The following is a 23,459-nucleotide window of genomic DNA, read 5'->3' on the forward strand; positions in this document are numbered from 1 at the left end:
TTGTGTGCGCTACAGGTTCGGAGAAGGAGATAGTCTATGGCTACTTTTTATGATCAAGTTAAAGAAATGGGGTTGAAACAAGCCTTCGTTGCCAAGAGCGATGAAGTTGTAGAACGCATCACCGCCGGGATGAATATCGGTGATATCCGTTCTGCTTTGCGTGGCGACGAACCTCGTCGCCCCAATCCCCGACTGCGTCCCCACGCTGATGGTTTTTGGCTGCACATCCGCCCCAGCTTCTACCACAACGAAATCACCCGCGTGTACCCCACCTTCCATCTAGGTTGGTTATCCACCTTTATGTTTGTCTGGGAAACAATCACCGGCATTTTCCTGATGATTTTCTACACGCCCAGCCCCCTGGTGGCCTACAGCAATATGTGGAATATCATGGCCAATGTCCCTCTGGGTCAGTTGATGCGCAACATGCACCGCCTGGGCGCTGAAGTGATGGTCCTGGTTGTCGCGCTGCACATGCTGCGAACCTTTGTCACCGGCAGTTATAAAAAACCACGACAATTCACCTGGGCCACCGGCATGATCTTGCTGGTGTTAACCCTGATGCTTAGTTTCAGCGGCTATTTGCTGCCCTGGGACCAATTGGCCTATTGGGCGTTGACCGTCTTTATTTCCGGGGCGGAATCGGCGCCGGCTCCGCCTGTAGTTAACCAAAACGTCCTACTCATTCTCCAGGGTGGGCCTTCATTGGGGGCAGGTGGTTTACTGCGCTGGTACCTGCTCCATGTGTTATTAATGCCGCTGCTGTTGGCTATTTTCTTCTTTGTCCATTATTACAAAGTTGTTCTGCATGGCTTCTCGCTGCCTCCTGGCCGTGAAGAAGTGGGCGAAGACACTGCCAAACGCATCCCCAAAAATGAGCGTACTTACTTCATTCCCGACATCATGACCAGCGAAGTGATGTGGACTGCCCTCTTAACTCTGTTCCTGGTCGCCGGCTCTCTTTGGTTCTGGGACGCGCCGCTGGAACACCATGCTGATCCGGTGGTGACGCCGCTGCACGTAGTGGCCCCCTGGTATCTCTCCTGGTCTCAGGGTTGGTTGAAATTAGCGCCCAAAACCGTAGTTATCGGCTTTATCCCGCTGTTGATGGTTATTTTCATCGTCATGCCTTATTTTGAGGTGGGCAAGAGCCGCCGCTACGCCGACCGGCGCGTAGGGCTTAGTGTTTCCATGCTCTTCATTGCCTTTATGATGGTTTCCAACTGGATGGGCACGCCCAGATATCGTGTACAGTCGTCATCTGATCTGGAGGTGGCAACCAAGCTGCTGCCGGAAGAAGGGGTAAGCGTCTTGTTGGGTATTCCCCCGGAATATTTATGGGAAGGCCAATATTTACCGGGACAGGTTGTGGCAGATAACCCGCACCTGACTTATGGGCTGCAAGTGTTTAATGACCTGATGGTAAAGCACAGCTGCACCAATTTCCCTGGTACGACAATAGGTGGAGTGGGTCTGGAAACGTGTGAAGCAGAAGACCATCGAATGCCCGACCCCTATGCCACCCTGACCATTGAGCAAGCCCAGGAGGGTCTGGTGAGAATGGTTATTCATATTGATGCGCTTAATCCTGAAAATACAGATGAGTACCTGTACAACCTGGATTGGGTTGGTTATCGTCATGAAAATGCGAACTATGAAGAGGAATGCTCTTTCATCAATAAATCCTGCTAACCAGCGAAAAAGCGCCGGGTTTTTACCGGCGGCTTTGCAGCAGCCGGCAAGCATGACTCAAAAGGATAAGCCCCCATGCAAATAAAAGTTGCGATTGGAACCATAGCTTTCATGCTAACAATGGTTATATTTGGATACGCGGCCCTGCGCGAACCCACACGCCTGGAGCGTTTTACGCTGGCTGAACAAGGCCGTTCCATTGAGACCGGCGCGCACCTATATCAGGCCAACTGCTCCAACTGCCACGGCGTGAACGGCCTGGCAGAAGAGTGTTATGATTTAGGGACTGGCGCGCAAATTGGCTGCATTGGTTTGCCGCTGAATTACCGGGCGCTGTTATGTGGCGACATCTCGGACCGGATGATTGCCCTGAATTGGCAAGGTACCAAAGAAGCCTTCATTCGCAGTACCATTTCTTCAGGGCGCGCGGGTACAGAAATGCCAACGTGGTCGGAACAGTTTGGCGGCCCCTTGCGGGATGATCAGGTTCGCAACATCGTCTCGTATGTCTTGAACTACGAAACAGTTGAACTGTGCAGCGGTGAAGTGATCCGCTTTGAATGGCCGGACAGCGTGGATGATTTGTTGGTGGCATTCCCCGATAGCAGCGCTGAAAATGGTAAGGCATTGTTCTTGTCTTATGGCTGCACTGGCTGCCATGGCATACCCGACGAAGGTGTTGTGGCGGCAGTGGGGCCAGATATGGCTAATATCGGCGAAGTGGCGGCCACTCGTATTGAAGGGAAGACAGCATTGCAGTATATATACGAATCCATTTTGCACCCCAGCGATTTTATTGCGCCGGAGTGCCCGAACGGACCTTGCAGCGGCCCGCCGAGCGCCATGCCAGCTAACTTCCCGGACCGGATGGCGGTTAGCCCTGGCGATATGGTAGATATTTTTGCTTATCTCCAACTTCTGGAGCAATAGATAGGTACCACCCCTTTGACACAGCAACAAAAAACCCGGCGACTGTCGGGTTTTTTGTTGTGGGTTACTTGGTTTATTTGCTTTTCACGGCCGTTCCACATTGACGGCAAAATCTATCTTCTACTCTGAGAGGCTCACCGCACTGATGACAAAAACGGGCGGCGGGTTTTGCGGTAACGGCCGTATCTGGTTTTTCTGCAGCCCGGCGGATAGGCTGAGGCTTACGTACCTTTGTTTGGGCGCGCTGCGTGGCGATTACCCAGGTTAGGGCGACGGCGGAGGTGACGATAGCCGCCACGCTGAGCAGCAGTATCCAGTTAACGGGGGAGTTAGTGGCTGCCGCCGAAGGGTCTGGGGTCGAAACGGCCGCTGCCCCATTACCCACCAGCGGCACACCCTCCACCGAAAGCCGCGGTGGATTGCTCATGGTGTAGGCAAAACTGGCGGTCAGGGGTTTTCCGGCGGGCACAGCCTGGGCGGGGAACGTATGATACACAAACCCATCAGTGGGACTTTGGGTCACGTTTGCGGCTGTAGGCTGTGTTGTCAGAGCCGCAGCCGCCACAGGCTGCTGCACAGCGGTGAGCATCTCGTCTACAGAAATGGATGACAACCAGTTAAACGTGAAAGACCGCGTGTTGTTTTCGGCCGTATACGGCAGGTAATACTCCACCCTGAAGCGCGTTTCGGGCAGCGTTATCCGCAGTTGATTGCCCTCAATGGTATAAACAATGTCATCAATCATCACGTCATCCGGCGTGATCCGGGCGGCTACGTGCATAACGGCCTCGGCCGGCAGGGGCAGGACAACCTCCGCTGGTAAGGGCGTGTCGTCGGGCAATGTGCCGGTCAGCAGCACCAGCACATTGGGCTGATCATAATCGGGCCAAAAATCCACAACCAGTTGCTGCAATGTGTCAACCGGCGTCTGGGCGCGCGCCGTCATCACAAGGGCGAACATGAGCAGTCCAATGAGGAGGGAGTAACCAGTTTTTTTCATAATACATTCTCGTTTTAGGGGGGAGCATCTGATGGGAATTGGATGTCTGATCGAGGCCAGATCGCATTTTTGCCCAGAGCAGCGCGCAGCCGGACGGCAATGGCTGCCAACCATTCGCCGGTTTCCGGGTGGGGTAGGTTTGGCAGCAGGTCGGCAATGGGCATGGCGACGTGGGCAAATGTGAGGATGTCGGGGTCGGGCAGGTGGCGGATACGGCCGTCGGCCGCCACATAATCCAGCACGCTGTCGTTGTACAGGGCCAGGTCCAGGTCTATGGTGCGCGGCGCGTTTTTGTCGGCCTGGCGCACCCGCTTCAGGGCTATTTCGATGCCGGCGATGAGGTCGTCTTTGATTTGCGCCGGGGAAAGGGGGGTTTGGAGGAGAACGGCCGTGTTGAAAAAGTTTGGCTGCGCCACCAAACCCATGGGCGCGGTTTCATAAACGGTGGCAACGGCCGTTACCTGGCTCATCTGCCGCAGCAAGGCGACCGCCGCCGGCAAATTATGCTCTTTGTCTATGTTGGAACCCAAAGTCAAAACAACACGATTCATCGTCAGTCACCAACCAACCCAATCACTCTGATTTTGTACCTACTAACCGCAGAGGTGCGGAGAACGCAGAGATTTCTCTGGACGCACCTCCGCGTCCTCCGCACTCTCCGCGGTTCAATCCAGACAGGGTTAGTAGTTACCTGATTTTACATAAAATCAGCGCGCGTGCGTTCGATTTCAATGCCGACCGATTCGGCGAAGCGCAGCGCCCCCGGTTTTTCTAGCCGTACCTGCACCCGCTCCACGCCAAATTCGCTGATGACTAATTGCGCCAGATCGCTGACCAACTTCTCCACCAGGAAGTCGGATGATTCTTCGACGTGTTGGATGATCCGCTTGGTGATGCTTTTGTAATTCACTGCATCGGCAATGTCATCGGAGGCGGCCGCCCGATGGATGTCGGCGAAGATAACCATGTTGATGAGAATATCCTGCTTGTTAACGCGCTCGTCGGGATTAATGCCAATAATACCGCGCAGCAGCAAATTGCGAATGATGATCTTGTCCATATTGTTTGCTCCGTTTATACCTGACAAGGTGACAAGGTAACATCTGACAAGGTGACAAAAATGACAGATTATCACCTTTGCCTGTATACATCTGTCCTGTCAATTGGATTGTTAATGGTTCACTTAATTTGGTGCGTTCATGCTGACTTGTTTACCCGTTCCAGCAGCCAGGCCGACAGGTCTGCCACCACTTGCTGATGATGAATATCGTTGTGCGATTCGTGGTAGCCGCCGTCGTAGGCGATGTATGTTTTGTCGGGTGAGGCGGCATTGTCGAAAAAGCGGCGGGAGTCGGCCGGGGAAGTGATGGCGTCGGCCGTGCCATGAATCAGCAGCAGCGGCAGGCGCAAGGTGTGGGCATTGCCCTGGCACCAGGTCGCTGTGTCCATCACCTCTGTCGCCAGTCGCGCCGTGCCCTTGCCGTGAACCAGTGGGTCACGTTGATACGCCTTCACTTCTTCTGGGTCACGCGAGATGGCGTTCACGTCCAGGCCGGTTTCCAGCCCAAATGTCGGCCATACCCGCGAGAGGACGCGGCTGACTTGCAGCAAAATGGCCGCCACGCCCACGCTGCCCACCGCCGGCGCAGAGATGATGGCGCCGCGCAGCCCTTCCGGCTGGCGCATGATATAGTCCAGACCGATCAATCCGCCCAGGCTGTGCCCGTAGATGAAGCGGGGCAGGCCAGGGTGGCTGGCGGCGGTCAACTGCACCAGGGCGCCCACGTCACCGCGAAAATCAGCCATGTTATTGACATAACCGCGCTGGCCGGGCGAACGGCCGTGCCCCCGGTGATCCAGTCCATACAGCGCAAAGCCCTGCGGGACCAGATGCGTGACCACATTTTTGTAACGGCCGCTGTGTTCTCCATGCCCATGCACGATGATAACCACCGCTTGCGTCGGACCGTCTGGCTGCCAGGATTGATAATAGAGGCCCAGGCCCCCGCTGCCGTTAAATGTACCTTCTTGGTGCTGCATGGTTAGACTCCACTTTATCGATGGCTGAGCTTGTCGAAGCCCGTTAGTAGCCCCTGTTGCCTTCGACAAGCTCAGGTAACAGGGTTAGTAGCTGCCAAAAATGTCAGATGATGACCTCTGCGAATATAGTCACGATGATACTCGCCTTTTCAGGTAGTACCAAAGAACTAAGCCGATATGTACCATAGACGAAAATTTGTGGAAAAATACAATAAGATGTGAATCCTTATAGTCCCAACTTGTAGTGTGTAGATTCTAAGGAAAGAACTGAGAGCAAAAACATGTATTGGTACCTGACAACTTTTAGCTTATTGTTACTGTTCGCTGCCGCTGCTTCCACCACCATTGCCCTCTACGCCTGGAAAAGACGACCCGTCCCTGGTTCTGTCCTTTTCGCCATTGCCATGCTGTCTATTACCCAATGGGCGCTGGCTTTCCTGCTGCACATTCTCAGCCCAGATCTGCCTGGCAAATTGGCCTGGCTTAGATTTCAATACATTGGCATCGTCATTCTCCCTGTCGCCTGGGTTGGGTTCACGCTGCAATATAGCGGCTGGACGGCCAAACAAATCCCTCAGCGCCTCCTCTTTCCCGCCTTGTTTTCCCTGATGACTTTTTTCCTGGTTCTGACCAGCCAAACGCACGGGTTGTTTTGGCGCAACATCCAAATGAACACCTCAGGTGGTCAGACCCTGATGACCTTTGACCCAGGGGCCTGGTATTGGATCAGCTATCTGTTTTTGTATGGCTGTTACCTGATTGGTTCCTTACTGATTATGACCAGCCATCGCTACGAAATTGCTTCGCTGCACTCACGGCAGGCATTTAATCTGGTTGTGGGGTTATCGCTGCCCTGGTTCGGACTGGCGCTGCATGTTGCCAGGCTTAATGTTGTTAACCTGATGCCTCTGGCGTTTGCCTTGAGTGGGATCATGGTGGCCTATTATGCGCTGCGGCTCTATTATGTTGATAAGACGCCGTTGGCCCAACACGTTATTCTGAACAATCTGGCAGATGGCGTGTTGGTGGTGGACCACAGCCAGAAAATTGTAGACGCCAACCTGGCGGCAGCCGATATTTTGCAACGGCCGTATCCCGATCTGATCAATCGCCCGTTAACGGCCGTCTGGCCAGAACTGGCGGTCCAATGTAAATTCGATGCCGAAAAACCGCATGATCTGGTACGCCTGAGCCAGGAAGGCACACGATATTACGAAGCGCACATCTCGCCACTAATGGATTGGCGCAAACTGCCGTCTACCAATCTGGTTACTTTGCACGATATCACCCAACGCAAACAAACCGAAGCGCTGCGCGAAGACCTGACTCGCTCTATGGTCCACGACTTACGCTCGCCCATCAGCAATTCCCTGTTTGCCTTGCAAATGCTGCGCGGTGGGTTGGAAATAGACGCCGCTTCGCCGGATAACCAACACCTGGTAGATATGACGCTTTCCAGCACCGAAAAAGTGCTGCATCTGGTTAATAACATCTTAGACGTCAGCCGTCTGGAAGAGGGGGGCATTCCGGTCAATCGCACGGCCGTATCCCTGGCGGCCATGATTGAACAAGTCGTCGCCTGTCAGATGGCCCATGCCGCTGAAAAGCAAATCCACATCCAGGCAACCGCGGCGCCAGACCTGCCGCGCGCGTGGGTAGACGCCGGCCTGTTGGAACGGATTCTGCAAAACCTGCTCGATAACAGCCTGAAATTCTCACCGATTGGCGGCGTCATTCAGGTAACGGCCGTTGCCGTGCCGGACATCGCCAAAGGTAAAACCCACCTGGAAATCTCGGTCAGCGACGACGGGCCAGGGCTATCGCCCGAACTGGCCCAGACGGTCTTCGACAAATTTGTCACTGGCAGCCACAAAGAGAGCGGCAGCGGCCTGGGTTTGGCCTTTTGCCACATGGCCCTGGCCGCGCACGGCGAGCAAATCTGGGCCAGCAACAACCTGGAACAAGGCGTCACCTTCACCTTTTCCCTGCCCATTGCCCCCACCGCCTACAAAGACTTGAAGCTGGAAACGGCCGTAGCCCCCGAAATTCACAAACCGTTTCACGGCCCCCGTTTCGCTCAGCCGCACCCGGAAATAGTGATCGTAGGCCGTTAACCCCATTCATTTCCCTCAGTTTTGCCCAGAGCTGGCCGGCCTGCCTTGACCTGCCAGCTCTCTTTTTGTCTGCCTACCGCCAATTTGCCTAAAACCAGACCCCTGCGTAAGATATACGTCTTCAATTTCAAAACAGTAAAACTGTGTGGTCTGTCCATCCCAAACCGCCAGATAGCTAAATTTGATAAGGAGTGAAGACGATTATGTTTGACTTTGGACGTGAAGTGTGCGGCAAACTGGCCGTGGCCGAAACACGAGAATGGTTGGTCACCAACGGCATTGGCGGCTTTGCCTCTGGGTCCATTGCCGGCCATCTTACCCGCCGCTATCATGGCTACCTTCTGGCCGCTTTACAGCCCCCTCTGGGACGTACCCTGCTGTTAACCAAACTGGACGAAACGGCCGAATACGATGGCATCTACCCGGACAGCGGCCGATTCTACCCCCTCTTCAACAATCGCTGGGGCGAAGGCGCCAGCAGCAAACCCAACGGCTACCGCCACTTGAACCGTTTCCATCTGGAAGGCACTACCCCCGTCTGGACCTTCGCCATTGCCAACGCCCTGCTAGAAAAACGCATCTGGATGCAGCCCGGAGCCAACACCACCTACATTCAATACAAACTCGTCCGGGCAACCGGCCCCCTGACATTGGAAGCCAAAGCGTTTACCAACTACCGCGACTACCACAGCACAACCAACATGGACAATTGGGACGCCGACATTACCCCCGTAGCCCAGGGCGTCGCCATTCAATTTGCCCCCAACCTCATCCCCTTCTACCTGCTCAGCGCCGCTGGCGACATTCAGCCCCAGGGCGATTGGTATGAAGATTTTTACCTCAGCATTGAAGAGTACCGGGGACAAAATGATGTGCAGGATGACCATCTCTACGCCGCCCTGCTGCGCAAGACGTTGCAGCCGGGCGAATCGTGGACCATTGTCGCCAGCACGTCAGACGCGCCCAACCTGGACGGCGACGCCGCCTATGCCCAACGCCGCGCCTACGAACAGGCGCTGCTGGAACGCGCCGGCGTGATGGCTGAATCACCCGCTGTGCAACAACTGGTCCTGGCAGCCGACCAATTTATCGTCAAACGCCCGACGAATCGAGATGCAGACGGCCGTTCCATCATCGCCGGCTACCATTGGTTCAGCGACTGGGGCCGCGACACCATGATCGCCCTGCCCGGCCTTACCCTCAACACCCACCGACCAGAAATCGCCGCCAGCATCCTGCGCACCTACGCCCAATTTGTAGACCAGGGCATGATCCCTAACCGCTTTCCCGATGTTGGCGAACATCCCGAATACAATACCGTAGACGCCACCCTCTGGTACATCCAGGCTGTGCGCGCCTACTTCCAGGCCACCAGCGACCTCGACCTGCTGCGCGAACTATACCCGGTTATCGAGGACATCATTCGCTGGCATCGCCGGGGAACCCGCTACAACATCGCCATGGATCCGGCCGATGGCCTGCTGTACGCCGGTGAAGAAGGCATTCAGCTCACCTGGATGGACGCCAAAATCGGCGCCTGGGTCGTCACCGACCGCATTGGCAAGCCGGTAGAAATCAGCGCCCTGTGGTACAACGCCCTCATGAGCATGGCCGAATTTTCTCAGGCCCTGGGGCTGGAACCTGACGAATATCAGGCGCTCGCCCAGAAAGTACAGACCGGCTTTCAACGTTTTTGGAACAAAAAAATGGGCTACTGCTACGACATTGTGGATGGGCCAGACGGCCACGATGGCAAACTGCGCCCCAACCAGTTATTTGCCATCTCGCTGTCCCACAGCCCGCTGACGCCGGAGCAGCAGCGCTCCGTGGTAGACGCCTGCGCTCGCCATCTGCTCACAGCCCATGGCCTGCGCAGCCTGTCACCCGATGACAAAGCCTATGTCGGCCATTACGGCGGCGACCAACTCAAGCGTGACAGCGCTTACCACCAGGGCACAGTCTGGGGCTGGCTGATGGGGCCTTTCGTAACCGCGCACCTTCGCGTGTATAATGATGGCGAAATGGCGCGCACTTTTCTACGGCCGTTAATCCAACATATGGTGGATCACGGCGTCGGCAGCATCAGCGAAATATTCGATGGCGATCCCCCCTTCACTCCCCGCGGCTGCATTGCCCAGGCCTGGAGCGTCGCCGAACTACTGCGCGTCTGGCAGCTGACAGAAAACAGGGAATAGTCTCGTAAGCGTTCACCCCCCTCCCTAACCCTCCCCCAAAGGGGAGGGGAACTTGCTCCCTCTCCCTCTGGGAGAGGGTTGGGGAGAGGGCAAGGGGGCTGAACGGATACATAGTTTCAGAGTTGGTTGGTTTGCTGACCCCGACCAACCAATCAACGAATCAACCAACCATGGAAGCAAAACCCAAATTCGGTCCGGAACAATATCCGGCCGGCACAGACATCATCCGCCAGGGAGACATTCCCGAAAAGTTCTATATCATCACCGCCGGTGAGGTAGAGATTGTGCGTCATTATGCCGCCGGTTACGAAATTGTCATAGACCGCATGGGTGAAGGCTCTTACTTTGGCGAGATTGGCTTGCTCAAAAAGGCCAAACGCATTGCCACTGTCCGGGCCAAAACCGATGTGCAGGTCATGTCTATGGGCCACGACACCTTCGAGCGCTGGTTGAGCAGCTCCCAGGTTAGCCGCGACGAAGTAGACGCCGTGATGCAAGAACGGCTGACCCTGGCGGGTGAATTGCAGCCAGTGGATGCAGTTGACCGATTTACCGAGGAAGAGCATACGGCCGTGCCCACCGCCACCGAAATCTTGCAAGCCGCCACGCCCGCCATGGCCGGGCAGCAACACTACGCACCCGGCGACATCATCATTCGCCAGGGCGACCCGGCTGACCAGTATTACATCATCGTCGAAGGGACCGTCGAAGTCTTTCACCACTTGCCCCAAACCGGCGACACACCCATCACCCGGCTGGACAGCGGCAATTACTTCGGCGAGATTGGCCTGCTGGAAGGCAGCAAACGTACCGCCAGCGTGCGCGCCATCACGCCGGTGAAACTCCTGGCGTTCGACCGCGAAACCTTCAGCCGCTGGATTTCCCACGCCCCAGCCAGCCGCTATGAGTTGTGGCGCACCGCCAGCGAACGGCGCGACAATACCAAACCCCTGCCGCCCATCGGCGGTATTCCCTCTGTAGATACGCCGCAAATGATCGAAGTGGACCGGGCGATGATCGAGGATTACCGCATAGACCTGCTGCAAATGATGGAAAACGCCGGCCGGAATCTGGCCCACCTGGCCCGTCGGCGTTTTCTCAACAGCGATCCTCGCGGGCAGATGGTTGTTGTCCTGGCCGGGCGCGGCGGTAACGGCGGCGGCGGGTTGGTCTGCGCCCGCCGTCTGCACAATTGGGGCGCGCGTGTCCACGTCTTTATTACCAATCCCGATGAGGCGTATACCGGGGTCCCGGCGCATCAACTGGAAATCTTACGGCGCATGGGCCTGCCGGTGACGATTGGCGCGGGAATGGTGTTGACCGGTTTGTTGGGGGTGGATTTAATCATAGACGCCCTGATAGGCTATAACCTGGCCGACGCCCCCCGCGGTGCTGCTGCCCAATTCATTCGCTGGGCCAACGTCCAGAATGTGCCGATCCTCAGCCTGGACGTGCCCTCCGGGTTGGATACGACCACCGGCAAAGTGTACAATCCCGCTATTCGCGCCTCGGCGACCATGACCCTGGCTTTGCCCAAAGAAGGACTGCGCCACGAAACGGGCGAGGGGGTGGTGGGTGAATTGTACTTGGCGGATATTGGCGTACCGCCGGACCTGTACGCCGGGCCGAAGTTGGAACTGAACGTTGGACCTGTTTTTGCCGAAGACGACATTATTCGGTTGGCGTGATGGTGATGGGGGTTGAGCAATGAGTCGAGAGGCGGCTGAACTGAAGCGGATGGCTGGGGAGAAGGCGGCTGAATTTGTGGCGTCGGGCATGGTGGTGGGTTTGGGCACGGGCAGCACGGCCGTATACGCCACCAGAGCCATCGGACAGATGTTACAAGACGGCCGTTTACACCACATCTACGGCATCCCCACCTCCGAACAAACAGCCCGCGACGCCCAAGAAGCCGGCATCCCCCTGACCACCTTCGATGACCACCCTGTTCTAGACCTGACCATAGACGGCGCGGACGAAATAGACCCCAACCTGGCGCTGATCAAAGGATTGGGCGGCGCACTGCTGCGCGAAAAGATCGTCGCCACCGCTTCCCGGCAAATGATCATCGTCGGCGAGGCGCGTAAAGTGGTGGCCCAATTGGGTACGCTGGCCCCGCTGCCGGTGGAGGTGATCCGCTTTGCCCGGCGGCCGGTCTACGATTTTCTCTGTTCGCTGGGGGCGCAGCCGACGCTGCGATTGGCACGAGGGGGTGGGGAACGGCCGTTTCTCACCGATGAAGGGAATTACATTTTAGACTGCGCCTTCCCAGGCGGCATAACCGATCCGGCTGCCCTGGCCCAAACCATCATTGCCTGCCCCGGCGTGGTGGAACATGGCCTCTTCTTGGGCCTGGCCTCCCTGGCCATCGTTGCCGATACTGATGGCCTTACGCTGCTGCAACCTGTGTCATAGTACATGTAATCGGTATTCCGTATTCCGTAATGTTGTGGCACGACCGCTTTGTGACCGGTATTGCGCAGGGCGCTAACTCTGACAAATGCCAACGGAAAACGAGTCACGGACTACGGATAACGGTTTACGGCTGCTACCCCTCAACTCCGAATCTGAGCGATGACCCGATTTAGGGCGGATTGACGCGCCAGTTGCTCCTTTTCTGCTTCCAAAATGCGCGGTGGTGCGGCGCGTACCTGGCATTCCTCGGCCGTCAGCGGGCAGCGTTCGCACGTCTCGTTCACCACCACGTGGGGGATGGCCGGGTCGTCTACAAAGCGGATGATACGCTCTACGCCCGTCGTCAGGCGGAAGCCCACCGTCACGCTGCTGTTCACCCCTGGCGACAAGACCAACGACCGGGCAAAACCAAACGCCAGATACCGCTCTTCTGAATTAAGAAAGCGCTGAATATGGACGGCCGGTGGTGGGAAACGATTATTGTCGCCGGCCGCCTGCCGTTCAGCCATCTCCCGCAGCAGCCGCACCGACAACCAGCGCCGGCAGTAATGTTCTTGTAACGTCGGGCCACCCGGCAGCGTGAAGTCATTCATGTTCAAATGTTTCATCAGGCGATACTCGTCGCCATCCTGATGGTGGTAACGCAAAAAGTGGATTTGCAGGCCAAAGTGCTGCGGAATCAGTTCGCTAAAGCGATATAAGAGCATCTCTGGCGTTACGTCGTAATGGACCAACATATCTACCAATGGCTGTGGGTTCCAGGTGGGCTGGGCGAAGAACGTCTCCAGGTCGGCCAATACTCTGGCGCGGGGCATCAGCAGTGCGCCGCCGAAATAGGCGGCGCGAAAGTCGTTAAGCAGTTGTTGGAAGGAGTTGACGGCTTCCGGCGTGGAGGTGCGTGAGCGTTCTTTGATGTCTAAATAGCGGTAGCCCAGTTCTCTGGCGAGCAAAAATTTAATCTGGCGGGGATAGAGACGGCCGTTCATCAGCAGCCGCCTGGGCCGCCCCGGCGCCAAAACCGACCGAAACGCTGCCAACTGCGCGTCATCGGCGAGAGTCGTGTAATCCAGCTTGTAGTCATAGACGCTCTGCAACATTTGCTCCAACGTGGTTTGGCTGATGGGCGTGTTTTGCCCCAAGTGATAGGTCGCGGCAAATTGGCGTGTAAACGCCGCTGCCGCGTCCTCTACATCTTGAAAATAATTCTCGTGAATCTCCTGGTAAGAGCGCAGCGCGGCGCGCAGAAAATCCTCTTCCTTCATATCATAACGCCGAATCATCTCCAAAATGGCGTGCAGCAGGGCGCTGGCCCGCTCTGGTTCACGAGTGAGCAGATTCACCAGGTCGCCCGTTTCCAGACCAAATTCGCCAAACGGGAACTTTTGCAGGATGGTAGACGACAGCGTGGATTCCAGGTAAGTCAGTGAAGGGGCCAGTTTGATGGAGACCAGATCGTCGTACTCTTTGCCCAACGTCTCGGCGATTTTCATGATCTTGTCGGCGCGGGGATATTTGCGCCCTTTTTCAATTTCAGTAACGTAAGAGGGGGAAAGATCACACTGGGCGGCAAATTCAGACAGCGTCAGCCCATTTTCCGTGCGCGCCTGGCGCACTTTCATGCCGAAGATGATGTTGATTAGATTGGGATTCATACGGCTTTCCTTAGAATTGGCCGGTTTAGGGCAACCTGCCAAGTTTGAGACCTATTAAAAGGTTGACAAGAATTTTTTCCCGATTATACTAGATTTCACGTTTAGCGAATTTTCGCTAATAGTAATTTTACACTAAGCGGAGCCGTTTTGACAACGAACTGCCCGGTTTTCGGAAATCTGCGAACTCTTTGAGACCGCGAAGATTTGACCGGGACGTTGGCAAAACAAAGGGAGGTTGTGAATGCAGTTGCAAGAGTTGACGATTATCGGTGAGATTTCCCCAGAATTTGCGCAAATCCTGACGCCCGATGCCCTGGCTTTTGTGCATAAACTAGAGCAAGCGTTTGGGCAGCGACGTCTGGACCTGCTAAAGCGGCGCGAAGAGCGGCAGGCAGCCATTGACGCCGGGCAAATGCCCGACTTTCTGCCGGAAACGGCCGCTATCCGCCAAAAAGATTGGACCGTCGCCCGTATGCCCACCGACCTCCAAGACCGCCGCGTGGAAATCACCGGCCCGGTGGACCGCAAAATGATCATCAACGCCCTCAATTCCGGGGCCAACGTGTTCATGGCCGACTTTGAAGATTCTCATTCACCCACCTGGTTGGCGACCATCGAGGGGCAAATGAACCTGCGCGACGCCGTGCGGCGGGAGATTACCTACACGGACCCCAGTTCTGGCAAGTTTTATCAGTTGAATGAAAAAACGGCCGTTCTCATGGTCCGTCCCCGTGGTTGGCATTTGTCGGAAAAGCATGTGCGGCTAAACGGCCGGGCCATCTCCGCCTCCCTGTTCGACTTTGGTCTCTACTTCTACCACAATGCCCACGCCCTGTTAGAGCGCGGCACAGGCCCTTACTTTTACCTGCCTAAGTTGGAAAGCCACCTGGAAGCCCGCCTGTGGAACGATGTATTCAACCTGGCCCAGGACGAGTTAGGCATTCCTCGTGGAACCATTCGCGCCACTGTCCTCATCGAAAACATCATGGTGACGTTTGAGATGGACGAGATTTTGTGGGAGCTGAAAGAGCATTCTGCCGGGCTGAACTGTGGCCGCTGGGACTATATTTTCAGCATCATCCGTAAATTCCGTAACTACCCCGATTTTGTGATGCCCGACCGCGCCCAGGTGACGATGACCACCCACATGATGCGCTCTTACTCGCTGCTGACCATCAAAACCTGCCACCGGCGCGGCATTCACGCCATGGGCGGCATGGCGGCGCAAATTCCCATCAAAAGCGACCCGGAAGCCAACGAGAAGGCATTGGGCAAAGTGCGCGCCGACAAAGAGCGCGAAGCTAAAGACGGTCACGACGGCACCTGGGTGGCCCATCCTGGTCTGGTGGGTATCGCCAAAGAGGAATTTGACAAATACATGCCCACACCCAACCAGATTTTCCGCAAGCGGGAAGATGTGCAGGTGACGACGACCGATTTGCTCACTGTACCCCAGGGGACCATCACCGAAGAAGGGCTGCGTACCAACATTGATGTCGGCATTTTGTACATGGCTGCCTGGCTGGATGGCAACGGCTGCGTGCCCATTTACAACCTGATGGAAGACGCGGCCACGGCCGAAATTTCCCGCTCGCAGTTGTGGCAGTGGGTGAATAACGACAACGCGGTGCTGACCGACGGCCGTTCTGTCAACAAAGATCTCTACCGCGCAGTCGCCCCCAGTGTGTTGGCCGACATCAAAGCCCGCGTCGGCGACGCGGCCTTTGCTCAGGGCAAATACACCCTGGCCGCCGAACTGTTCGAGAAGCTCATCACCGATGATCACTTCACCGATTTCCTGACGCTGACAGCGTATGAATATTTGAATTAGAGTGTTGAGATACAGCGTCTCCTACACTCTATACTTCAGGAACCTTATTTTTAATCCAAGTTTTGGAGGAGCAAACCATGCGTAGTTATAAAATTGACGCCTTAAAAAATGATTGGCAGTTTAACAAACGATGGAACGGCGTGAAACGGCCGTACACCGCCGAAGATGTCGTGCGTTTGCGCGGCAGTATCCAGATCGAATATACCCTGGCCCGGATGGGCGCCGAACGTCTGTGGCAGCTTTTGAACGAAGAAAAATATGTCCACGCCCTGGGCGCGCTCACCGGCAATCAGGCGGTGCAAATGGTGCAGGCTGGCCTGAAAGCCATCTACCTCAGCGGTTGGCAGGTTGCCGCCGACGCCAACGTCGCCGCCCAAACCTATCCCGACCAGAGCCTTTACCCGGCCAACAGCGCCCCGGCGCTGGTCCAGCGCATCAACAACGCCCTGGTGCGCGCCGACCAGATTTACCACTTAGAAAACAAAAACGGCATTCACTGGTTCGCCCCCATCGTCGCCGACGCCGAATCCGGCTTTGGCGGCTCGCTGAACGCCTATGAATTGACCAAAGCGTTTATCGAGGCTGGCGCAGCGGCCGTTCACTTTGAAGACCAGCTCTCATCGGCCAAAAAATGCGGCCACATGGGTGGTAAAGTCCTGGTTCCCACCCGCGAAGCGGTGCAAAAGCTCGTCGCCGCTCGCCTGGCCGCCGACGTGATGGGTGTACCTACCCTCATCATCGCCCGCACCGACGCCGACGCCGCCAACCTGATCACCAGCGACATTGACGACAACGACAAACCGTTCGTCCTGCCCGGCGAACGCAGCGCCGAAGGTTTTTACTACACCAACGCCGGCATCGAGCAGGCCATCTCCCGCGGCCTGGCCTACGCCCCCTATGCCGACATCGTCTGGTGCGAAACTTCGCACCCCGACGTGGAACAGGCGCGCCGCTTTGCCCAGGCCATTCACGCCCAGTTCCCCGGCAAGATGCTGGCCTACAACTGCTCGCCTTCCTTCAATTGGAAGCTCAACCTGGACGAAGAAACCATCGCCAACTTCCAGAAAGAGCTGGGCGAGATGGGCTACGCCTTCCAGTTTGTCACGCTGGCCGGGTTCCACAACCTGAACGCCGGCATGTTTGAGCTGGCATTGGGCTATCGAGACAGAGGCATGGCCGCTTACGCCGAATTCCAGCAAAAAGAATTCACAATGCAGAAGGAACACGGCTTCCGCGCCATCAAACACCAGAGTTTTGTCGGGGCTGGCTATTTCGATGAAATCCAGTTGGTGATCAGCCACGGCGAATCGTCCACGGTGGCGCTAAAAGGCTCGACGGAAGAAGAGCAGTTCCATGCAGGCAATGGCAAGGCGGCGCCAACGCACGCCTGATCCGGCGTGGATTTGAGCTAAATGGAGAGAGGGACGGCCGTTTAACGGCCGTCCCTTTTTTGTTTTTACCCCGCGCCGCTCGCGCCGCCACCGGCCGCCCCGGCCCCGGCTGCGCCAGCCGCCCCGGCCGCGCTGCCGCCAGAAGATGCAGTCGCCGCCGACATCGCCACAAAAGAGGCCATGTAGCTGGCATCATCTGCTGTGGACAAGACATGGAAGTAGGGTGGCAGTTTGTTCCAACCCGCCTTCTCAAAGTATTTGGCCCACTGCGTCAGCAGGCCAAAGCTGGCGGCATGCGCCAGGTACTGCTCGAACATATCCGGCCGACTGACTGCCTCTTTGCCTTTGGTGACGTTTTTTAGGTGTTGGGCAAAGGCTTTGTAGCCGACGGCCGTTTCCGCCCCCACATCTGACAATGGCGAAAAAGAGGCGCCCATCACCAACCCCACTACCGCCAGCATAAACACGGCAGCGGCAGCCATCAACGGCCCAAAACCGAAGGTCTCGCTCATGACGGCCGTCAGCAAGAATCCGGACACACTAACCAACAGCAGCAGCCCACCTACGACCAGCATCGTGCGCCGTACCCCTTTGCGCGTCTCGCTGAAATAACCAGCCTGTTCCATGTCACTTTGCAGTGCTTTTTTGTACCTGTCCCACTGCGAAGATGTAATCCGGCCGCTCAATTCAGAGATGCGCACTTCGTCAACGCGACCTTTCTTGGTTTCAAAGAGTACATCCAACAGGGCTTGCTCGTGCGGCAGCAGGCCAGATGGTTGCGCCGCCAGCCGAACCACAAAATCTTGCTGGCGATACCACTTTTTCTCCGCCAGTTCGTCAATGCGCAGCAGCCCCCGGTCGGCCAGGTCGAACAATGTGCCCAGGGCGTTGGCCCAGGTGGGGCCGGCCGTTTCGGTGGTAATGGCTCCGGCAACGCCCGGCTTTAAATCGCCGGGTGGGTTGTAGAGGGTTTGTTTGCTTGTCAGCCGGGGCGGCTTGTTTTGCCGCCAATACGCGGCGTAGCCACCCACACCGCCGGCAAGAAGCAGCGCGGCCGGCGCCAGCCAATAAGGTATTTGCGCCTGCTGCGCCCTCCCGTGCTGCGGCGCGGGCTTGCTCGCTGATTTGCCATGCCGGCGGCGACGAAGTCAGGCTGCCCGGCGCGAAGGAAAGCCCCACCACCAGCGGCGAATTGGGCTGCAAATCGGTCACGCGGAAGGTGACTGTGCCGGATTGCTGGCTGATTTGCGCCGCGCCGTCATAGACTTGTGGTTCGGCGATGAGATTGGTAGATGGGGGGTAGTGGACGGCCGTTTCGCTGCTGCCAATCGAATACGCATATTCATCCGGCAGGGACTGCCACCGCAAGGCGTCGGCGGCCGATTCCTGGCGCATCACGCCCTGCGCCCGATATGTCAGCACAAAAGTGCGCGTTGTGTTGCTGGTGGCCTCCATGTGCCAGGTCACCCGCAGCGGATTGCTGCCGGCCACCTCCATTTGCCCGGCGCCGCTGCCCAGGCCATAAGGCAGACCATCCACCGTGGCGCTGATAATGTCCAGGCCATCGGTGTGGTCCGTGGGTAGTTCACGAAACACAAAGGTGAATGGGCCGCCGACAAAATCGAAAATGACGGTCTCTGTCACCAGGAGAGAGCCGCCTTCTTCAACAGTGATGTCCACATCGAACCGCTGCGCGCTGTACACTTTTTCTTGAGCTTGGGTAACGCCCATAGTTAAGCACAGCGCTGTTAACAACACGGCGCTGACCCACAATTGACGCTTTTTCATCTCAAATCTCCTTTATGTGCGGTGCGCCAGCACTGTGCTGGCATGTCGCCGATTGCGAATCGGCGCTTTTCTCTTCGTGGTGGTGGGCTGTGATCTGGTGTACTGACCACAATTATATATACGTCAGCCATTCATGGTTTGTTGCGGGACACGACTGTAACCGTCCCGGTGGGCAAAGGTATAGATTCGCGCCTTTGCCCACCCGCCTGCCAGTGTTACAATCCAGCGCGTGAAGTGCATCATCCAGATTCCCTGTTTTAACGAAGCCGAGACTCTGCCGCAGACGTTGGCCGGTTTGCCGCAAAGCATTCCGGGCATTGACTGCCTGGAATGGTTGGTGATTGATGATGGCAGCGACGATGACACGGCCGTACTCGCCCAATCTCTCGGCGTCCACCACGTTATTCGCCACCGGCAAAACCTGGGGCTGGCCCGCGCTTTCCAGACCGGGCTGGATGCCTGCCTGCACCTGGGGGCGGACATCATCGTCAACACCGACGCCGATAACCAATATCCCGGCCGCTACATCCCGCAGTTGGTCGCCCCGGTGTTGGGCGGCCGGGCCGACATTGTGATTGCCGACCGTCAGGTGGGGCAAATTGCCCATTTTTCGCCGGCAAAGCGCTTTTTGCAGAAGTTTGGCAGTTGGATGGTGCGCACGGTCAGCGGCACGGCCGTGCCCGATGCCGCCAGTGGCTTTCGGGCGTATTCGCGCGAAGCGGCGCTGCGGCTGAACATTCTGACACGTTTTAGCTACACCCTGGAGACAATTATTCAGGCCGGTAAGTTGGGTCTGGCGGTGGTGAGTGTGCCTATTGAGACGAATATGACGGAACGGCCGTCTCGTTTGCAAAAAAACATGTGGCACTTCATCAAAGCCCAGGCCGGCACCATCATGCGCCTGTACGCTTTTTACGAGCCGCTGCGCACCTTTAGTTATATCGCCTTGCCCTTTTTGTTGGCCGGACTGTTTACCTGGCTGCGCTTTTTCTATTTTGTATTCGTAGGGGACAGCGGTATTGGCCGTTATGTCCAATCACTGACCATCGGCACGGGTCTGCTGCTGGTGGGGGTGATTACCCTGCTGTTTGGCATCCAGGCCGACATTGCCAGCAAACACCGCCAGCTTACGCAGGAAATGCTGTATCGCTTGAAGAAGTTGGAACTGAGTTCCAGTGATGAGTGACCAGTGTTCAGTGTTCAGTGTTCATTCGGTGATACCTCCGACTACAAACTGAAATCTGGTCACTGAATACTGGTCACTGACTACTGATTACTGGATACTGATTACTGACTACGGCGCTAGGGCACAGGGGTGGTGGGGATATTGGCCGGGTCGGCCGGATAAATTAGCCCGACGCTGTTGGCCGGGACCCAGCCGCGGGTATAGCCATCTTCCAGCTGAATCAGATACCACAGGTTGTCGGGCGTTTTGGCTACCAGAGAGGCGATCATCCCCCGCGTCAGGGTGGTGATGGATTGGTAGTCTGGTCCGGCGGCGATGCGCAGTTCCACCGTTTGCGCGCCAGAAGTCCCCTTGATCACAATTTCCGGCAGCGAGACGAGCGGCCTGTTGTCGGGTGGCGTGGTCTGGACGATGGGTGTGCCTGGCGCGGAAGGTGGCACGGCCGTTCCCGCTCCTGGCGTAGGAATCATCAACTCTTGTCCTACGGCGATGGTATTGACATTGAACAGGCCGTTGGCGGTGGCGATGTCCTGGATGGTAACATTGTACAGACGGGCGATGCTGTTCAGCGTATCCCCTTGTTTGACGACGTACACAATGGGCGTGCTGGTCACGTCGGGTGTCAGCGTGGGCACGGGCGATTCTTCGATGATGTACATACGCGGGGTTTCTGTGCCGATGGGGGTGGGCGTTGGTTGGGCCGTGAGCGTGAGATTACCGGCCATAACGGTCGCCGCGGCATCGTTGGCGTCTGTCTGCTGGGGCGAAGGCCAGAAGGTCGCCAATACAGCCAATGTCAGCAGGATCGCCAAAACCACTACAATGCCCACCCTGGCTCCCAGGGGCAAGGTGTGAAACAAGTCCGCCAATGTTTGGCGCTCATCGTTGGCGGTTGGCGCAGTTGATGAGGGGATCGTTTCGGCGGGGACAATCGGTTTGGCGCGTGGAGTTGGTGGAATCAGCTCGGCCGTCGGCGTGGCTGGTCCGGTTGGCGCTAACGACACGCCGTCGGGTAATTCTTCTTCAGGCTGGTAAACAGGCGGCAGTTCCGGCTGCTGCGCCTCTGGGCCGGGCGATTGTATTTCTGGTTGTGGGGCCGCTGCGGCTTCCTCTGTGGGCATAGCTGCTTCACCCTGGTTCTACCGTTTATCAATAGATAGGCCGTCAATGCGCCTCTATCGCCAATGACGTGACATAATATGAGAATATATCATTGAATCCGGCGGTTAACAAGGGCAACCGGGTGTTGACGCTGTTTCCAGACAACGGGTTATGGCGACGGCCGTTCACCCGGTTGGCCCAATTGTCTCAGCAAAGCCCGGTTTTGCCGCTGCAGAAGCAGCAGGGCGAACAACAGAATGATCGCCAGGATGCCCAAGAAGGCTGCGCCGGTGGCTTCTTTCACTTCGACGTGTACCGGGTTGTAATGGCTGTTGCCAGCGATCAGCGGGTCGTGGTTGATGGTTTCATCTTCAATCATTTCTTGTAGACCTCCTCTTTTAGCTCGGCAATGTAAGGCAGCGTGCGGTGGTGATCAGCATAATCCAGGCCGTAACCGACGACCCATACATCGGGGATGTTGAAGCCCAGGTAATGAATGGGCACATCTATGTTTTCGCGCCGTTTGCGTACCAGGGTGCAGGTGCGCAGCGAAGCGGGGCCGCGTCCTTTCAGGGTGTGGTACAGATAGCTGAGGGTTTTGCCGCTGTCCACAATGTCTTCGACGATGATGACGTGTTGGTTGACGATGGGTTCTCGCAAGTCTAAGACAATGCGCACTTCGCCGGAAACGGCCGTTTTGCCATAACTGGACACCGACATAAAATCTACGCTGTGCGGGATGGTCAGGTGGCGCACCAGGTCGGCCAGGAAGATGAATGCGCCGCGCAGCACGCCTACCAGATACAGCCGTTCCACGTCGGCATAATCCAGCGAAATCTGGTGGGCCAGCACTCTAACGTGGGCCTGGATGGTCTCTTCTGGCACTAAAATGCGCGCCAGGTCGGGATGAAGGTCGTTGTTCATCATTACCTCTGAAGATGATTGAAGGCAAAGGTGTAAAGACGCAAAGAAAATCTGCGTGATTTGTGGCGCAATTTGGGGCCGACTGTGGTTGGCAAAACGGCCGTTCTCGCCCACAATATCACCTCAATTCTAATCCGTCTGAGGAAAACGCGCATGAAAAAACAAGTGTATATTGCTTATACCGGCGGAACCATTGGCATGAAGCAGGTGGATGGCATCTATTTACCCGTGCCCAACCATTTGCAGGCGCTGATGGCTGCCAATCCCGCTTTCCACCATCCCGACCTGCCCGATTACACCATCCACCAATATGACCCCCTCTTCGATTCGCCGGATATGACGCCGGCCGACTGGTCCAAAATTGCCCGCGACATTTGCGACAACTACTACGACTATGACGGCTTCATTGTCCTACACGGCACAGACACCATGTCCTACACCGCTTCGGCGCTGGCTTTTATGCTCAATGGATTGGACAAACCGGTCATCATCACCGGTTCGCAAATCCCGCTGGGCGAACTGCGCAGCGATGCTCAGGATAATTTGATCTCGTCGCTGCTCCTGGTAGCCCATGCGTTTGTTATCCCAGAAGTGGGGCTGTATTTTAACAGCCGCCTCTTTCGCGGCTGCCGCACGGTGAAGGTGGATGCGGATGGCTTCGACGCCTTTGCTTCGCCTAACTTTCCGGCGCTGGTGACGCTGGGGGTGGATGTGGAGATACGGGAGGGGTTGGTGCGACGGCCGTCTTCACCGCCACCATCCATCATTGATCTGGGCGAGATTGCGGCGACGGCCGTTGTGGGCACCTTCCGCTTGTTTCCGGGCGTGTCGGCGCGAACGTTAGAGAACATGCTTCAGCCACCGCTGCGGGGTTTGGTTTTGCAGGCGTATGGCGCGGGCAATGGCCCAACCCGCGACAAAGAGTTTTTGCGCGTACTCCAGGAAGCCACTGAACGCGGCGTGGTGATTGTGAATTGCACCCAATGTTTGCGCGGCACAGTGGACCTGAGCCTGTACGCCACCGGCGCAGCGCTGGCCGCTGCCGGTGTAATCAGCGGCTATGACATGACGCCGGAAGCGGCGCTGACGAAACTGGCCTATTTGTTGAGCATTTCGGAGGATGTGGCCCAGGTTCGGGCGCTGATGCAGCAAAATCTGCGCGGAGAGTTGACGGAGTAAGGATTGTGACGGCCGTTCATC

Annotated in this window: 19 protein-coding genes; 10 read left to right on the top strand and 9 right to left on the bottom strand. The window is 56.7% G+C overall.

Going from position 1 to position 23,459, the window contains the following annotated elements; translation table 11 throughout:
- The first annotated feature begins 36 nt into the window (after positions 1–36).
- Both IPM39_13190 and IPM39_13195 read left to right on the top strand, forming a co-directional pair.
- The gene (locus tag IPM39_13190) at positions 37–1,692 is read left to right on the top strand and encodes a cytochrome bc complex cytochrome b subunit (protein MBK8987010.1); all 1,656 of its coding nucleotides are present in this window, start codon (positions 37–39) and stop codon (positions 1,690–1,692) included.
- A 75-nt stretch (positions 1,693–1,767) separates the two neighbouring features.
- On the top strand, positions 1,768–2,622 hold the full coding sequence (locus IPM39_13195; GenBank protein MBK8987011.1) for a cytochrome c: 855 nt from the start codon (positions 1,768–1,770) through the stop codon (positions 2,620–2,622).
- Positions 2,623–2,695: 73 nt separating this feature from the next.
- On the opposite strand, the gene IPM39_13200 is transcribed toward IPM39_13195, so the two are convergent.
- The 4 genes from IPM39_13200 to IPM39_13215 form a co-directional block, all read right to left on the bottom strand.
- Positions 2,696–3,622, bottom strand: a complete 927-nt coding sequence (locus IPM39_13200; protein MBK8987012.1) for a zinc ribbon domain-containing protein — start codon at positions 3,620–3,622, stop codon at positions 2,696–2,698.
- Positions 3,623–3,636: 14 nt separating this feature from the next.
- The gene (folK, locus tag IPM39_13205) at positions 3,637–4,173 is read right to left on the bottom strand and encodes a 2-amino-4-hydroxy-6-hydroxymethyldihydropteridine diphosphokinase (protein MBK8987013.1); all 537 of its coding nucleotides are present in this window, start codon (positions 4,171–4,173) and stop codon (positions 3,637–3,639) included.
- A 146-nt stretch (positions 4,174–4,319) separates the two neighbouring features.
- Positions 4,320–4,682 carry a dihydroneopterin aldolase gene (gene folB / locus IPM39_13210; GenBank protein MBK8987014.1) on the bottom strand — a complete coding sequence of 121 codons (363 nt, stop codon included), beginning with the start codon at positions 4,680–4,682 and terminating at the stop codon, positions 4,320–4,322.
- A 137-nt stretch (positions 4,683–4,819) separates the two neighbouring features.
- Positions 4,820–5,662, bottom strand: coding sequence for an alpha/beta hydrolase (locus IPM39_13215; protein MBK8987015.1), 843 nt, complete (start codon positions 5,660–5,662; stop codon positions 4,820–4,822).
- 281 nt (positions 5,663–5,943) lie between these two features.
- Between IPM39_13215 and IPM39_13220 the strand changes: the two genes are divergently transcribed.
- The 4 genes from IPM39_13220 to rpiA all read left to right on the top strand — a co-directional run bounded on the left by IPM39_13220 (position 5,944) and on the right by rpiA (position 12,386).
- Positions 5,944–7,776: a PAS domain-containing protein gene (locus IPM39_13220; protein MBK8987016.1), complete on the top strand. Its 1,833-nt coding sequence runs from the start codon at positions 5,944–5,946 to the stop codon at positions 7,774–7,776.
- A 200-nt stretch (positions 7,777–7,976) separates the two neighbouring features.
- Positions 7,977–9,971, top strand: coding sequence for a glycogen debranching enzyme family protein (locus IPM39_13225; GenBank protein MBK8987017.1), 1,995 nt, complete (start codon positions 7,977–7,979; stop codon positions 9,969–9,971).
- Between the two features lie 170 nt (positions 9,972–10,141).
- A complete protein-coding gene (locus IPM39_13230) occupies positions 10,142–11,659 on the top strand; it encodes an NAD(P)H-hydrate epimerase (protein MBK8987018.1) in 1,518 nt (505 codons plus the stop codon).
- A gap of 19 nt (positions 11,660–11,678) precedes the next feature.
- Entirely contained in the window at positions 11,679–12,386 is a 708-nt protein-coding gene (gene rpiA, locus IPM39_13235; protein MBK8987019.1) for a ribose-5-phosphate isomerase RpiA, read from the top strand.
- A gap of 140 nt (positions 12,387–12,526) precedes the next feature.
- Here the strand turns inward: rpiA and IPM39_13240 are convergent, their stop codons facing one another.
- A complete protein-coding gene (locus IPM39_13240) occupies positions 12,527–14,038 on the bottom strand; it encodes an ImmA/IrrE family metallo-endopeptidase (protein MBK8987020.1) in 1,512 nt (503 codons plus the stop codon).
- A 241-nt stretch (positions 14,039–14,279) separates the two neighbouring features.
- On the opposite strand from IPM39_13240, the gene aceB reads away from it, so the two are divergent.
- Together aceB and aceA are read left to right on the top strand one after the other, a co-directional pair.
- Positions 14,280–15,869: a malate synthase A gene (gene aceB, locus IPM39_13245; protein ID MBK8987021.1), complete on the top strand. Its 1,590-nt coding sequence runs from the start codon at positions 14,280–14,282 to the stop codon at positions 15,867–15,869.
- A 77-nt stretch (positions 15,870–15,946) separates the two neighbouring features.
- On the top strand, positions 15,947–17,260 hold the full coding sequence (aceA, locus tag IPM39_13250; GenBank protein ID MBK8987022.1) for an isocitrate lyase: 1,314 nt from the start codon (positions 15,947–15,949) through the stop codon (positions 17,258–17,260).
- A gap of 65 nt (positions 17,261–17,325) precedes the next feature.
- Here aceA and IPM39_13255 read toward each other — a convergent pair whose 3' ends face one another.
- A complete protein-coding gene (locus IPM39_13255; GenBank protein MBK8987023.1) occupies positions 17,326–18,336 on the bottom strand; it encodes a DUF2207 domain-containing protein in 1,011 nt (336 codons plus the stop codon).
- Between the two features lie 941 nt (positions 18,337–19,277).
- Here IPM39_13255 and IPM39_13260 point away from each other — a divergent pair.
- The gene (locus IPM39_13260) at positions 19,278–20,234 is read left to right on the top strand and encodes a glycosyltransferase family 2 protein (protein ID MBK8987024.1); all 957 of its coding nucleotides are present in this window, start codon (positions 19,278–19,280) and stop codon (positions 20,232–20,234) included.
- A gap of 116 nt (positions 20,235–20,350) precedes the next feature.
- Here IPM39_13260 and IPM39_13265 read toward each other — a convergent pair whose 3' ends face one another.
- The 3 genes from IPM39_13265 to hpt form a co-directional block, all read right to left on the bottom strand.
- Positions 20,351–21,355 carry a LysM peptidoglycan-binding domain-containing protein gene (locus IPM39_13265; GenBank protein ID MBK8987025.1) on the bottom strand — a complete coding sequence of 335 codons (1,005 nt, stop codon included), beginning with the start codon at positions 21,353–21,355 and terminating at the stop codon, positions 20,351–20,353.
- Between the two features lie 149 nt (positions 21,356–21,504).
- Positions 21,505–21,714 (bottom strand): hypothetical protein, encoded by a 210-nt coding sequence (locus tag IPM39_13270; protein ID MBK8987026.1) that lies wholly within the window; start codon positions 21,712–21,714, stop codon positions 21,505–21,507.
- Positions 21,711–22,259 carry a hypoxanthine phosphoribosyltransferase gene (hpt, locus tag IPM39_13275; protein MBK8987027.1) on the bottom strand — a complete coding sequence of 183 codons (549 nt, stop codon included), beginning with the start codon at positions 22,257–22,259 and terminating at the stop codon, positions 21,711–21,713. The genes IPM39_13270 and hpt overlap by 4 nt, the downstream gene beginning before the upstream one ends.
- 153 nt (positions 22,260–22,412) lie before the next feature.
- Between hpt and ansA the strand changes: the two genes are divergently transcribed.
- Positions 22,413–23,438, top strand: coding sequence for an asparaginase (ansA, locus tag IPM39_13280; protein MBK8987028.1), 1,026 nt, complete (start codon positions 22,413–22,415; stop codon positions 23,436–23,438).
- Positions 23,439–23,459 lie beyond the last annotated feature (21 nt).

This window comes from Candidatus Leptovillus gracilis (genome assembly GCA_016716065.1).
GTDB classification, from domain to species: Bacteria; Chloroflexota; Anaerolineae; order Promineifilales; family Promineifilaceae; genus Leptovillus; species Leptovillus gracilis.